We start from the raw sequence: 13,801 nt of genomic DNA on the forward strand, positions 1-13,801 counted from the left end.
GCCGATTCAACTACAGCGTGCGAGCGATCAGTTCCTTCATGATCTCGTTGGTGCCGCCGTAGATGCGCTGCGCGCGGGCGTCGATCCAGGCGCGGGCGATCGGGTACTCCAGCATGTAGCCGTAGCCGCCGTGCAGCTGCAGGCACTGGTCGATGACCTTGCCCTGCAGGTCCGAAGCCCAGTACTTGGCGGTGGCGGCATCGTCGACGCCGAGCTTCTTGTTCAGCACCAGCTCGATGCAGCGGTCGATGTAGACGCGGCCGATCGCCAGTTCCGCCTTCATCTCGGCGAGCTTGAAGCGGGTGTTCTGGAAGCTGGCGACAGTCTTGCCGAACACCTTGCGGTTGCGGGTGTATTCCAGCGTGTGCTTGAGCGCGGCTTCGGCGCCGGCGATCGAGGTGATCGCGATCATCAGGCGTTCCCAGGCCAGTTCCTGCATCAGCATCACGAAGCCCATGCCTTCGCGGCCGAGCAGGTTCTTCTTCGGCACCCGCACGTCCTTGAAGAACAGCTCGCAGGTGTCCTGCGCCTTCATGCCGATCTTGTTCAGCGGCTTGCCCTTGGTGAAGCCGTCGCGGAACGACTCGACCATGATCAGCGAGATGTCCTTCGCGCCTTCACCGGTGTTGCCGGTCTTCGCGACGACGATCGCCATGTCGGACAGGTAACCGTTGGTGATGAAGATCTTCGAGCCGTTGATGATGTAGTCATCGCCGTCCGACACCGCCGTCGTCTTCACGCCCTGCAGGTCGGAGCCGGTGCCCGGCTCGGTCATCGCGATGGCGGTGACGACTTCGCCCGACGCCATCTTCGGCAGCCATTCCAGCTTCTGCTCCTTGGTGCCGAAGTTGTTGATGTAGTGGGCGACGATGTCGGAATGCAGCGAGAAGCCGGTGCCGGAATCCAGCGCATAGGCCTGCTCTTCCATCAGGATCACGCTGTACAGGCGATCACCGCCCATGCCGCCGAATTCGTCCGGAATCGCGGTGCACAGGAAGCCCAGTTCACCGGCCCGGTTCCAGACCTTGCGCTCGATGTGCTGCTGCTTGTCCCAGGCTTCACGGTGCGGAACGATCTCGTCCTGATAGAAGCGGGCGACGCTCTTGCGGAAATCGTCGTGTTCGGCGGAAAACAGGGTACGAGGGATCATCGCGGGCTCCGGCCGTCGTGCGGCCATTCATGGGGTGAGGGTGACGGGCCGGCTTGCGGCCGGCGGCAGACGGTAATCTTAGTTACATACGGTCTGGACTGTTTTATATGAAGTCACAGGCGTTCCGGCCTGTCAACGCAAACGCCCCACCATCTCGGGTCAAGCCACTGAATGGATTGGCAATCAGCCGCCGCCATCCGGGGCTCTCAGCGCCCCGCCACTGCGATCTCCAGCCGTGGCCCGATTGCCGAGGAGGCTGGAAATGCCGCCAGGACCAGCCTGGAGGCGGCCGCGAGACACACGGCATTTCCATCGTCTGGAACAGGACGCCGGACGCTGCCCCGGAGGGTCCGGCGGGGCCAGAAATTGGGGTCAGACCCCAATTAGCGAGACCCCAATTGGCGCAGGAAGCGGGTCCGCCGCGCTCAGTCGGTAGCGGCCACGGCCCAGACGCGCCCGGCGGGCGCCTGCACCACCAGCGCCAGACGTTCACCGCGCTCATCCGCAGCCAGCAGCTCGTCGAGCATCAGCGGCGTGTTCGACCAGTCGGCCAGCTTGCGGATAGAGCGCACCACATTCGGGTAGACGATCCGCTTGCCGGCGTTCTCGCCGCTGCGGATCGTGGTCGCCAGTTCGCGATCGAAGCTGATCAGCCAGACTTCGCCGGCCGCGCCCGCCTCGGTCGTCTTGCCGAGCGCTGCGCGAACCCTGCGGCCGTCGCGGCTGATCGTGGCCGGTGCCGCCTGCCGGCGCGCAGCCGCCGCGATGATCTCGTCCTCGGCCTGCGCGCGGCGCGAGCCGACCAGTGCCGTCGCGCCGTCGACGACCAGCTGCGGCGTATAGACCTGAAAGCCGTGCTGCCGGGCATAGGCGTGCTGGCGCGCGGTGAACGCCGGGCTGGCGAAGGGATCGACCCAGCCGAGCGCATCCCAGTAATCGACGTGGAAGCCCAGCGCCAGCACGTCGCCACGGCTCGACAGCTCGCGCAGCACCGCATCGGCCGGCGGGCAGGACGAACAGCCCTGCGAGGTGAATAGCTCCAGCAGCACCGGTCGATTGAAGGCCCCGGACACCGATCGTTGATCCGCCTGCGCGCCTGCCGGATCGGCCGCCGCTGCCGCCCAGATCAGCAAAGCGGCCAGCGTCCGGAACCGATGACGGGAATTCGATGCAGTCATGACGGACGCTCCTGAAACGGACGAGGACAGAGACTGAGCGCCCGGCATGCCGGTGGCGAGGTCAGAACGTCCGCAATTCAGGCCCGATCCGCCGACAAACCGGGTAGCGGTCAGTGCGCCTGTTTCGCTTCCCAGGCCCGCGCTTCGGTCAGCACCGCGTCGAAGGCTTCGGCGCGGGCCAGCAGACGGGCCTCGACGGCCGGCGGCAGCGGCTTCTCGTGGCCGTCCTCGTCTTCGGGCATCTCGCCGCTGCGCACCGAGTGGAGGATGCGCTTGATCTCGCCGGCGGCGTGGGCTGGCGTCTGCAGCAGCACCAGACGCTCGATCTTCTTCGGATTGCGCGGCACGTGGCAGTCGTCGCACTCGCCTTCGCGCAGCTCCAGCGCCAGCGCGCGGTAGGCGCTGTCGATCTGCGGCAGGTGCGGATTGGCGGCGTCGTACAAGCCGTCGAACAGCGTCACCTGCGGCTGGGTACGGCCGGCGCTGTCGGTCCACAGCCACTGGCCATCGAAGGCGGCGACGTCGGCATCAACCTTTGCCGCCAATTCGGCATCGACCACCCCGGGCTGGAACTGCACGACCTTGATCCGGCCGTCGTCCGGACGCAGGTAAAAGACCAGCGCCGTGGCCGACTGGTAGCCACCCCACTTGGTCTTGTCATGCCAGAACGGGTACGGGAACTGGCCCGGCGCCAGGCGGTTGCGAAAGCGCACCGGCAGGGTCGCCTTGTAGAGCCGCTCGCCTTCGTCGTAGCTCACTTCGGCCCGGCCCTCGAACATGAACAGCGGCGCGTAAAGACCGGCGTAGACATCCGGCGCGAACTCGGTCAGCGGCGTGTCCTTCAGCGGCTTGCCGCGCGCCCGCCCCCACAGCATCCGCTCCGGCAGTGCGGCGCGCAGAAGCGAGGGTCCGAACAGCGCCTTGCGGCAGCGATCGAACGCGGCCTGGTCTTCCGGCGCCGCATACGGGCAGACGGCACCGAGCTAGGCCGCCAGCGCGTCGTACTGCGCCTGCAGGCGCTGGCGCCGCGCTTCCAAGGATTCGCGCAGCATCACGAAGGCAAGCAGCGCTGCCAGCGCCAGCACGGCCGCTGCGGACAGGAGGAGGGACTCGCGGGGCATGGCAACCGAACCGGTGGCGGGCAATAAAGTATGGTTCCTTATTATTATCTCGCGTCACCTTCGGCGCAGCGGGAAAAGCTCACAATCGCCGCCGTGAGCCGCCTGCCCGATCCCGTTTCCCAGCTGCCGACCGTCGATGGCGTCGGCGCCAGCCGCGTCCGGCTGCCACCGGGCGACTGGCCGCTGCTGCTCGATTTCCTCAGCCAGCGCTTCGCCGGCATTTCGCGCACCGTGTGGCAGGCGCGGATGCAGGCCGGCCGCGTGCACGACAGCGACGGCCAGCCGCTCGACGCCAGCGCGCCGTACCGGGCCGGCCGGCTGATCCACTACTACCGCGACCTCGCCCACGAAACGCCGATCCCGTTCGAGGCCACCATCCTGTATCGCGACGCGCATCTGTTGGTGGCCGACAAGCCGCACTTCCTGCCGACCATTCCGTCCGGCCGCTTCCTGCGCGAAACGCTGCTGGTGCGGCTGAAGCAGCAGACCGGGCTCGATGCGCTGATCCCGCTGCACAGACTTGATCGGGAGACGGCTGGGCTGGTGCTGTTCTCGGTCAATCCGGCGACGCGCCACGCCTACAGCACGCTGTTCGCCGAGCGCCGCATCGACAAGACCTACGAAGCACTGGCGCCGACCCGCCACGAACTGTCGTTGCCGATGACCCACCGCAGCCGCATGGTCGAAAGCGCACCGTTCTTCCGGATGGCCGAGGCCGACGGCGCCCCGAACAGCGAGACGCGGATCGAACGGATCGAGACGCTCGGCGCGATCAGCCGCTACCGGCTGACACCGCTGACCGGTCGCAAGCACCAGCTGCGCGTGCACATGGCCGCGCTGGGTATGCCGATCGTCAACGACCGCTGGTATCCCGTGCTGTGCGATGACGGCATCGACGACCACAGCCGGCCGCTCAAGCTATTGGCGCGCCGCCTGGCGTTCACCGATCCGCTGAGCGGCGAGGCGCGCTGCTTCGACAGTCAGTTCCGGCTATAGCGCTGCCGGCAGCTGCCACCACGACGGCAGCAGCGCCTGCACGTCGGGCCGGCCGTAGCGCGGATCGACCAGCACCACGACGCCGCGATCGTCGCGATGGCGGATCACCCGGCCGGCCGCCTGCACGACCTTGCGCAACCCGGGATAGAGGTACGTGTACTCGTAGCCGGCGCCGAACAGCGCTTCCATCCGCGCCTGCATCTGCTCGTTGACCGGATTGACCTGCGGAATGCCGAGCGTGACCACAAAAGCCCCGATCAGCCGCTGGCCCGGCAGGTCGATGCCTTCGGAGAACACGCCGCCAAGCACCGCGAAACCGATGCCCTGGCCGCTGGCGGCGAAGCGGTCGAGAAAGGCCTGGCGCGCGGCCTCGTCCATGCGCCGCGCCTGCGCCCAGACCGGCAGCGTCGGATGCGCCGCGCGCAGGCTGGCCAAGGTCCGTTCGAGATAGTCGAAGCTGGAAAAGAAGGCCAGATAGTTGCCGGGCCGCGCTGCGTACTGCCCGGCGATCAGTGCGGCGATCGGCGCCAGCGAGGCTTCGCGGCGATCGAAGCGGGTCGAGACATGGCGGGCAATGCGGACGTCCAGCTGATCGGCAGCGAATGGCGACGGCACGTCCAGCCAGGCTGCGGCGGCCGGCAGGCCGAGCAGATCGCGGTAGTACGCGGGCGGGTTCAGCGTGGCCGAGAAGATCACCGCGCCATGTGCGGCTTCGAAGCGTGGCGCCAGAAACGGCGCCGGCACGATGTTGCGGATGGCGAGCCGCGTCACGTCCGGTGCTTCCACGGTGACGTCGATCATCGAATGGCGGCCAAACACTTCGGCCAGCCGGGTGAAGCCGATGGCATCGAAATAGAACTGCTGCAGCTCGGCGGCGAATTCGTCGCGCGATTCGGCCAGCAGCCGGCTGGCATTGCCGATGAACTCGGACAGCGCGCCGTTCAGGCTGTCCGGCACGCCGTCGAGCACCGCGTATTGGCCGCCATCGATGAAGCCCTCGCCGTTGGCGAGATCGGACAGCGTCTTGCCGATTCGCCGCAACGACGGTTTCAGGCTGCCCGGCGCGACCCGGATCGCGGCGCGCAGCGCGTCCTCGTCGAGCGTCAGCGAATACATGTCGCGGGCGCGGTCGACCAGGTTGTGGGCCTCGTCGACCAGCACCGTGACCCGCCATTCGTTGAGCTGCTGCAGCGCCGACAGGATGGCGCTGCCATCGAAGAAGTAGTTGTAGTCGCCGACCACGACATCGGCCCAGCGGACCATTTCTTGGCCGAGGTAATACGGGCAGACGCTGTGCCGGGCAGCGACGCTGCGCAGGCGGTTCTCGTCCAGCGGCGATACCTCCACCGCGGCGGCGCGGGCCGCCGGCAGGCGGTCGTAGAAGCCTTTGGCCAGCGGGCAGGATTCGCCGTTGCAGCGCTTGTCCGGGTTCACGCAGGCCTTGTCGCGCGAGCGCAGTTCCAGCACCCGCAGCGCGGGTTCGCGGTCATCCGGCTGGATCAGCGCCAGCGCATCGAGCGCCACCTGCCGGCCCGGCGATTTGGCGGTGAGGAAGTAGAGCTTGTCGATCGGCGCATGGGCCATCGCCTTCAGCGCCGGGAACAGCGTGCCGACGGTCTTGCCGATGCCGGTCGGTGCCTGCGCCATCAGCGCGCTGCCGTGGCGGGCGGCGCGGAACACGGCGTTGGCCAGGCCGCGCTGGCCGGCGTTGAACGCGGCGTGCGGAAAGCGCAGCCCGTCGATCGCGGCATTGCGGCGCGCCCGATGCGCGGCTTCCTGCGCGGCCCAGGCCAGATAGTCAGCGGCCAGCGTTTCGACCCAGGCGTTCAGCTCGGCGGCGGTGGCCTGGTCATCGAGCACGGTCTCGGCTTCGTCGTCGACATTGAAGTAGACCAGCGCCAGCGCGATCGCTTCGAGCCCGCGCGCTGCACAGAACAGCGCGCCGTAGACCTTGAGCTGCGCCCAGTGCAGCTGGCGGTGGTTGTCGGGAATCCGCGAGACCTCGCCGCGATGGGTCTTGATCTCCTCCAGCCGCTGCAGCTGCGGGTCGTAGCCATCGGCGCGGCCGCGAATCTGCAGGCCGCCGATCGTGCCGTTCAGGCTGATCTCGCGTTCGTAGTCGCCGGCCCGGCGGCCGGCGACGCGGACATGGCCGGCCATGCCCTGCGCGGCACTCGGCGCCGGCGTGAAGCGGCGGTCGAGATCGCCGCGCTTGGCGGCGAACTCGCACAGTTCCCGCACGGCGATCACCGCACTCATCGTCCGGCCCGGATTCGGCTCAGCGTGACGGGTCCAGCAGGTAGTCGATCGCCGCGCAGACTGCCGCGACCTGCGCGGCGATGCACTGCTCCGGCGTCGCCCGCGGGCTGTCCGGATAGACCTCGGTGGTGGTGCGGTAACGCGCCGTGGTGATGCCGGCGCACAGGCCGAGCGCGCGCAGCGGATAGCGGATCACGCCCGGCGACACGACCGGAGAGCCGATGATCCGGCCCCCGGCATCGGCCGGGGCGATATGCGTGACCCGCGCCACCGCGTCGATCACCGCCTGCTGGAACGCAGGCTCGGGGGCTTCGGTGTCATCGACCAGATAGAAGCCGTCCGGGATCACGCCCGGCGTGTGCGGCTTGCCGTCGCGGGCATCGCGCGCCGGGCCGAACTCGCTTTCGTCGCTGTCAGTGGTTTCGTGCAGGTCGACATGCAGCGCCACCTGCTCGCGGATCGGCGCGACCAGCGCCATCAGCGCCAGCGCTTCCTGCGCGGTGCCGCCGTCGCGGAACGAGCGGTTGGGATCGACCGCCTGCAGGTTCCAGCGCTGGATCATTTCGTAGGCCCAGGGGCTGACGCAGGGCGCGATCAGCCAGTTGATACGCCCGGCATAGGCCGCCACGTGCCGTTCGGCGAAGCGCAGCGCGCCGTGCACGCCGCTGGTCTCGTAGCCGTGGACGCCGCCGGTGACCAGCACGGTCGGCCGCTGCGCATGCCAGTCGCGATTGCGGACGGCGAACAGCGGGTAGCGCACCGGATCGTGATCAAGCCGGCCGTATTCGACGACCTCGTGGCCGGCGCGCAGGCACTCGATCGCCGGCAGCACATCGTCCGCATAGCGTCGCTGGATACGCTGCTGGGCGCGCCAGGCGGCGATCTCGCGGGCACCCCAGGGGGTGCCGGGCGTGCCGATGGGATAGGAGGTCGGGGCCGTCATTGCCGTGCTCGTCGGGGCTGGAACCCGCAGACGGTAGCACCGCCCGGCGGGCGACCGGGCGGAGCCCATCACGGCACTGACGCGCCCCGGCGGATCAGCGCGCGGCCGGCGCGACGGCGGCCTGTTCGGCGGTCGCGGCCAGCGCCCAGTGACCGCCCTGTTCGAGGTAGTTGGCAACCCCGATCGCGCCGGCCACCTTGAAGCCCTTGGCGGCCAGCAGATCGCCAGCGGCGCCGGCGCGGCCGGCATGGTTCGACACGGTGACCAGCGCGCGGTCCTTCGGAATGAACTTCAGGCTGTCGGCCAGCTCGCCGGCCTGGATGTTCAGGAAGACCGGGAAGCGGCCCTTGCTGGCCACTTCCTCCGGCCGGCGCACGTCGATCAGCAGCAGCTGGTCCGGGCGAGCCAGCAGCGCATCCAGCTGGCCGCGATCGAGCCGCTGCACCTTGTACTTCCAGGCCGGTTCGGCCTGCGCGGCGGCCTGCACGGCGGGGGCCTGCGGCGACGCCGCCCACAGGGCCGGCGATGCCAGCGCGGCGGCAGTGGAAAGCCAGACAGCCACAGACGGGAGATGACGGTTCATCGCAAAGGGTCCTTGTGGTTCGGAATGCTGCGGGATGGAAGACGGCGTGGCGACGCGCTCAGGCCGCCACGGCGCTGTCGAAGCCGTCGTCATCGAGCTTGTCGCCGAGATGGCCGTGCTTCTTCAGCAGGGTGCGCATGACGTTGCGGGAGATGCCCAGCGCCTGCGCCGAGCGCACCTGGTTGTAGCGGCTGTGGCGGAATGCCTCGTCGACGATGATCCGCTCCAGCTCGTTGAACAGGTTGTCGCCGGATTCGGACAGCAGCGCCCTAGTCGCCTCGGCGAATTGCTCGCGTGGCGACAGCCGCGCCGACGGCGACCCGTGCGGCGAACTGGCGGCCACACTGTTGAGCTTCAGGTGCTCCGGGCGGACCTCGCCCTTGTCGGCCACCAGCAGCGCGAAGTGGATGACGTTCTCCACCTCGCGGATGTTGCCGGGCCAGACATAGCTTTCCAGCGCCCGCCGCGTGGCCTCGGTGAACTCCGGCCGCCGCGTCTTCAGGCGCTGGCTGTAGACGTTCAGGAAGTGGGTCGCCAGCGGCAGGATGTCGCCCGGGCGCTCGCGCAGCGGCGGCAGGCGCACCTGGGCGATGTTCAGGCGGTAGAACAGATCGAGCCGGAAATGGCCGGCCGCCACGGCATCGCCGAGATCGACGTTGGTGGCAGCCACCAGGCGGATGTCCACCGGCGTCGACTTGCGCGAGCCGAGCCGCACCACCTCGCGCTCCTGCAGCACGCGCAGCAGCTTCACCTGCAACGCCAGCGGCAGGTCGCCGATCTCGTCGAGGAACAACGTGCCGCCGTTGGCCGCCTCGAACCAGCCTTCACGGCGGCGGCTGGCGCCGGTGAACGCGCCGATCTCGTGGCCGAACAGTTCGCTGTCGGCCAGCTGCTCGCTGATCGCGCCGCAGTTCACCGCGACGAACGGCCCGCGCCGGCCGCTGCGTTCATGGATGTGGCGCGCCACCAGCTCCTTGCCGGTGCCGGTCTCGCCGATGATCAGCACCGGCGCTTCGCTGGGCGCGATCTGCTCCAGCTGCTGCAGGATCCCCTGCGATACCGGATCGACAAAGACCAGCGCCTTGGCGCGGATGGTCACCGTCTCGGCATTGCTGCCCGTGAGCTGAAGAACCTTCGGCTCGGCATAGTACGACTCGCTCATGGTTCCGCTCTCCCTGGTGACACGGCCCAACCCGGCTTGACGGCGGCGGACTCTACGTCCGACCGCTGCGCATAACGAAAGAATTCGGAATCCACTGTTCCGGGGGCGACGCAACAGCGGCCTGCATGCCGGGCATTCCCGATGCCGGTGCAAACCTGTCGTCGAGCCGATTATCCAGCAGTGCCGCGCGCGGCAATGGATACATTTCGCATTTGCTTAGTCGGCACGGCGACCGGCGATTTTCGTATTTGCTTGTTCCATCAAGCACTTCTCAATCAATTTTCGGTCAATGCCGGCGCTGCCGCAGCCGTGTTCGCAGCTGCACGCGTCGTGCATCAGTCCAGCCGCGAAAGCGCAGCGCTGCTGGAATTTCAACAGTCCACTGCCGCAGATTGCTGTAATGCCAGCATGGCTGGCGCGCATGACTGGGCGATCAGATGGATCGGCATCAATGACAAATCCATCCGCCGTCAATCACTTGAACCGGACGACGACTCCATTCCAGACGCTGGCATGGCCTATGCCCTTCAATCTGGCGTGACGGCTCGGTGCATCCGGGCCCGCCACTGCCGCCATGCCGGCGGTTCCTGTCGAATCCGAGCCCGAAGTCCCGTGAACTACACCGCCTATCCCGAACCCCGAAAGAATCTTGCCGGCCTCGCCGCCGTGGTCGGCCTGCATCTGGTGGTGGCCTATGCGCTGGCCACCGGCTTTGCCCACAAGGTGGTCGACGTGCTGAAGGCGCCGCTGACGGTCAGCGTGATCGAGGAGATCAAGCCGCTGCCGCCGCCTCCACCACCGCCGCCGCCACCGAAGCAGGTGCGCGTGCAGCCGCAGACGCCGCCGCCGTCGTACGTGCCGCCGGCCGAGGTGGTGGTCGAAGCGCCGGTGCAGACCGCCACCATCACCAGCAGCCCGGAACCGGTACCGGAGCCGCCGCCGGCCGCACCGGCCGTGCCGGTGCCGGCGCCGATCGTCAACGCCGCCGTGGCCTGCCCGAACTCCGATCAGGTGCGCGCCCGCGTGCCGTACCCGACCCAGGCCGAGCGCATGGGCCTGTCCGGCAAGGTGCTGGTGGAGTTCACCGTCGGCGCCGACGGCAGCGTCCGCGACGTCACCGCGATCAGCAGCAGCAATTCGATCTTCACCAGCACGGCCACCCGCGCGGTGGCCGAGTTCCGCTGCAACGGCCAGGGCCGCGATGTCCGCGTGCGCGTGCCCTTCGCCTTCAACTTCGGCTAAGCCTTCCGCTGCAGCCGCCACGGCTTCCCCGCCCCATCCCGAGAGAAAACACCATGATCCACTCCCGCACCTCCCGCACCCTGGTCGCCGCGCTGCTGCTGGGCCTAGCGTCCACCACCCTGCACGCGCAGGAAGCCGCCACGGCCGATGCCGCCGCGCCAGTCGTTACTGGCAGCAGCGCCGCAGCCAGCTCCGCCCCCGCAGACATCGCACCGGCCGCCGCGCTGACGGCTGCCAGCACCGAATCGGTCGACAACCCCTATGGCCTCGATGCGCTGTGGAAAGGCGGCGACATCGTCGCCAAGGCGACGTTGGCGATCCTGCTGATCATGTCGGTCGGCAGCTGGTACGTGCTGTTCACCAAGCTCTGGGAACAGACCCGCCTGAACCGACAGGGCCAGCGCGCCAGCGAAACCTTCTGGTCGGCCGGCGGCGTGACCGAGGCGATCGAGACGCTCGACGCGCACAGTGCCTACCGCTACATCGCCCGCGCCGGCGCCGATGCCACCGAACGGCATCGCGGCCTGCACGCGCACATCAACCTGCACGAATGGACGCAGGTGTCGATCCAGCGCGCGATCGACGCCGTGCAGAGCCGCTTGCAGAGCGGCCTGGCGTTCCTGGCAACGGTGGGTTCGACGGCGCCGTTCGTGGGCCTGTTTGGCACGGTCTGGGGCATTTATCACGCGCTGACTGCGATCGGCATCGCCGGCCAGGCCTCGATCGACAAGGTGGCCGGGCCGGTCGGCGAGGCGCTGATCATGACCGCCATCGGCCTGGCCGTCGCCGTGCCAGCCGTGCTCGGCTACAACTGGCTGGTCCGCCGCAACAAGTCGGCGCTGGAGCAGGTGCGCAACTTCGGCTCCGAACTGCACGCCGTGCTGCTCGGCGCGCAGGCGTCGCGCCCGGTGGAAGTGCCGAGCCCGCGCCGCCGCGAACAGCGCGCCGCTGCCGCCGCCTGAGCACGCCAACATGGGTGCCCACTTCAAGACCGGCGAAGACGAAGACGCACTCGTCGCCGCCATCAACACCACGCCGCTGGTCGACGTCATGCTGGTGCTGCTGATCATCTTCCTGATCACCATTCCCGTCGTCACCCGCGCGGTGCCGGTGGAGTTGCCGAAGGAAGTCAACCAGCCACGGGTGACCAAGCCGGAGAACATCAACCTGTCAGTGGATGTCGACGGCCACGTCTACTGGAACGAGCAGCGGATCGGCAACCAGGAAGAGCTGGTGGACCGCCTGAAGGAAGTGGCCGTGCTGAAGCCGCAACCGGAAGTGCAGATCCGGGGCGATGGCGGCGCCGCCTACGAGCACGTGGGGCGCGTCGTCGTCGCCAGCCAGCGCGCCGGCATCCTGAAGCTCGGCTTCATCACCCAGCCGCCACCGCGCGGCTGAACCACCCGGAGAATCGCAATGGGCATGAACATCGCTTCGGGCGGATCGGATGACGATCCCGACGTGATCGCCGACATCAACACCACGCCGCTGATCGACGTGATGCTGGTGCTGCTGATCATGCTGATCATCACCATCCCGATCCAGCTGCACGCCGTGAACCTGGACCTGCCGGCCGGCAACCCGCCGCCACCGCTGACCGTGCCCGAGATCGTGCGCATCAACATCGACGCCAGCGGCGTCATCCGCTGGAACGGCGACCCGCTGGCCGATACCGCCGCGCTCGACAGCCAGCTGAAATCCGCAGCCGCCAGCCCCGTCAAGCCGGAACTGCATATCCGCCCGGATGCCAAGGTGCCGTACCGAGTCGTTGCCGGCGTGATGGCGGCGGTGCAGCGCGAAGGGCTGACCAAGGTCGGGCTGGTCGGGGCCGAGCAATTCCTTTGATGTGTTGCTGACGATGTAGCGGCAGCGGCCTGCCGTGGCACGCGTGCGCTGCATGCATGCGAAAGCCCGCTGACGACCGATGATGGGGATCGGGGTCAGCGGGCTTTTTGTTTTGAGCCGGTAGTCGTCGGGCTGCTGGTGCTTCTGATGTGACATCGGCGCAGGAACTGATCGATATTCCTAAAGCGGGCTGAACTCGCAGCCAAACGTCGAATGGCAGCAATCGGCTCGTAGCGATCGTGGCGACGCTCGGAACACTCCTGGAGAACAGTATGGTAACGAGCGATCCTCGGCCTCTCCGTCCGCTATGCTCCCGCTAACCAATAGCCAAGAGTGTGAAGATGCGCGACCTCCGATTTCTTCTCAAGACTCACTACACGAATAGCCGCGCGCTGATAATCGGAATCGACAGGTACGAGAAAGTCTCGCCGCTCTCGTATGCAGTGAGTGATGCAAGTGAAGTTCGCTCCATTCTCGTAGGCGAGCTCGAATTCCCAGAGGAGAATGTCGCATACCTCACCGATGCCGAGGCGACGCGATCTAACATCCTAAAAGCATACCTTCGTTTCGCCCGCGATGACATCGATGTAGATGAGCGTCTACTTGTCTTCTTCGCTGGACATGGTCACACCAAGTCAGGTAGCCGAGGAGAGATCGGTTATTTAGTTCCCTTCGATGCGGATACTAAGGACCTTGCGACACTCATTCGGTGGGACGAATTGACGCGAAACTCAGAGCTCATCCGCTCTAAGCACGTTCTTTTTATCATGGATGCTTGTTACGGCGGCCTCGCGTTGACACGCCACCTACAACCCGGCAGCGTGAGATTCGTCAAGGACATGATGCTGCGACATTCGAGACAAGTACTCACCGCCGGAAAAGCCGATGAAGTGGTCGCTGATGCGGGAGGCCCGATACCTAATCATTCAGTATTTACGGGACACCTCATTGAGGGATTGCGTGGCAATGCTGCAACTCCAGAAGGCATCATCACTGCTAGCGGACTAATGGCATATGTATACGGAAAAGTTTCCGGAGATAGAAATTCCAATCAGACGCCGCACTATGGATATTTTGAAGGAGATGGAGATTTCATAATTAGGGCGCCAAATCTTGCGGAACTAGAGACGCCTGAAAATAAGGATCTAGACCGACTGATTGCCGTTCCTTATCCAGAGGAGCATCCGAGCGTTGAGAGTTCGCAGGAAAAAATACGTCATATCAAGATGCTTCTCGCTAGCGACTTGAACCGCCCCGGTTTTCCCGGAGGCCATTTCGATTGAGTCACGCCGCGATGGCGAGCTCTTGGGTTTGTGAATAGT

At 66.8% G+C, this 13,801-nt stretch carries 15 protein-coding genes; 6 read left to right on the forward strand and 9 right to left on the reverse strand.

Annotated elements, in window-relative coordinates:
• Positions 1–10: 10 nt before the first annotated feature.
• From ACTIGJ_RS11090 to ACTIGJ_RS11105, 4 genes are all read right to left on the reverse strand, one after another.
• Complete coding sequence (locus ACTIGJ_RS11090) at positions 11–1,177, reverse strand: acyl-CoA dehydrogenase family protein (protein ID WP_439640373.1); 1,167 nt, start codon at positions 1,175–1,177, stop codon at positions 11–13.
• 398 nt (positions 1,178–1,575) lie between these two features.
• On the reverse strand, positions 1,576–2,328 hold the full coding sequence (locus tag ACTIGJ_RS11095) for a DUF1223 domain-containing protein (RefSeq protein WP_439640374.1): 753 nt from the start codon (positions 2,326–2,328) through the stop codon (positions 1,576–1,578).
• 110 nt (positions 2,329–2,438) lie between these two features.
• Positions 2,439–3,203 (reverse strand): hypothetical protein, encoded by a 765-nt coding sequence (locus ACTIGJ_RS11100; RefSeq protein ID WP_439640375.1) that lies wholly within the window; start codon positions 3,201–3,203, stop codon positions 2,439–2,441.
• Positions 3,204–3,311: 108 nt separating this feature from the next.
• Positions 3,312–3,449, reverse strand: a complete 138-nt coding sequence (locus ACTIGJ_RS11105; protein ID WP_439640376.1) for a hypothetical protein — start codon at positions 3,447–3,449, stop codon at positions 3,312–3,314.
• Between the two features lie 102 nt (positions 3,450–3,551).
• On the opposite strand from ACTIGJ_RS11105, the gene ACTIGJ_RS11110 reads away from it, so the two are divergent.
• Positions 3,552–4,445, forward strand: coding sequence for an RluA family pseudouridine synthase (locus ACTIGJ_RS11110; protein ID WP_439640395.1), 894 nt, complete (start codon positions 3,552–3,554; stop codon positions 4,443–4,445).
• Here ACTIGJ_RS11110 and ACTIGJ_RS11115 read toward each other — a convergent pair.
• The 5 genes from ACTIGJ_RS11115 to ACTIGJ_RS11135 form a co-directional block, all read right to left on the reverse strand.
• Complete coding sequence (locus ACTIGJ_RS11115; protein ID WP_439640377.1) at positions 4,440–6,704, reverse strand: ATP-dependent DNA helicase; 2,265 nt, start codon at positions 6,702–6,704, stop codon at positions 4,440–4,442. The genes ACTIGJ_RS11110 and ACTIGJ_RS11115 overlap by 6 nt on opposite strands.
• Positions 6,705–6,723: 19 nt before the next feature.
• Positions 6,724–7,647: a M14 family metallopeptidase gene (locus ACTIGJ_RS11120; RefSeq protein WP_439640378.1), complete on the reverse strand. Its 924-nt coding sequence runs from the start codon at positions 7,645–7,647 to the stop codon at positions 6,724–6,726.
• A 94-nt stretch (positions 7,648–7,741) separates the two neighbouring features.
• Positions 7,742–8,230 carry a rhodanese-like domain-containing protein gene (locus ACTIGJ_RS11125; protein ID WP_439640379.1) on the reverse strand — a complete coding sequence of 163 codons (489 nt, stop codon included), beginning with the start codon at positions 8,228–8,230 and terminating at the stop codon, positions 7,742–7,744.
• Positions 8,231–8,288: 58 nt separating this feature from the next.
• Positions 8,289–9,392, reverse strand: a complete 1,104-nt coding sequence (locus ACTIGJ_RS11130; RefSeq protein WP_439640380.1) for a sigma-54 interaction domain-containing protein — start codon at positions 9,390–9,392, stop codon at positions 8,289–8,291.
• A gap of 216 nt (positions 9,393–9,608) precedes the next feature.
• Positions 9,609–9,815 (reverse strand): hypothetical protein, encoded by a 207-nt coding sequence (locus ACTIGJ_RS11135; protein WP_439640381.1) that lies wholly within the window; start codon positions 9,813–9,815, stop codon positions 9,609–9,611.
• 189 nt (positions 9,816–10,004) lie between these two features.
• Here ACTIGJ_RS11135 and ACTIGJ_RS11140 point away from each other — a divergent pair, with 189 nt between their 5' ends.
• The 5 genes from ACTIGJ_RS11140 (at position 10,005) to ACTIGJ_RS11160 (ending at position 13,762) form a co-directional block, all read left to right on the forward strand.
• A complete protein-coding gene (locus ACTIGJ_RS11140) occupies positions 10,005–10,634 on the forward strand; it encodes an energy transducer TonB (protein WP_439640382.1) in 630 nt (209 codons plus the stop codon).
• 53 nt (positions 10,635–10,687) lie between these two features.
• Positions 10,688–11,596, forward strand: coding sequence for a MotA/TolQ/ExbB proton channel family protein (locus tag ACTIGJ_RS11145; RefSeq protein ID WP_439640383.1), 909 nt, complete (start codon positions 10,688–10,690; stop codon positions 11,594–11,596).
• A 10-nt stretch (positions 11,597–11,606) separates the two neighbouring features.
• Positions 11,607–12,032: an ExbD/TolR family protein gene (locus ACTIGJ_RS11150; protein WP_439640384.1), complete on the forward strand. Its 426-nt coding sequence runs from the start codon at positions 11,607–11,609 to the stop codon at positions 12,030–12,032.
• 18 nt (positions 12,033–12,050) lie between these two features.
• Entirely contained in the window at positions 12,051–12,479 is a 429-nt protein-coding gene (locus ACTIGJ_RS11155; protein WP_439640385.1) for an ExbD/TolR family protein, read from the forward strand.
• 341 nt (positions 12,480–12,820) lie between these two features.
• A complete protein-coding gene (locus ACTIGJ_RS11160; protein ID WP_439640386.1) occupies positions 12,821–13,762 on the forward strand; it encodes a caspase family protein in 942 nt (313 codons plus the stop codon).
• The last annotated feature ends 39 nt before the right edge of the window (positions 13,763–13,801 follow it).

Origin of the sequence: Nevskia sp. (genome assembly GCF_051860985.1) — a bacterium.
Classification (GTDB): Bacteria; Pseudomonadota; Gammaproteobacteria; order Nevskiales; family Nevskiaceae; genus Nevskia.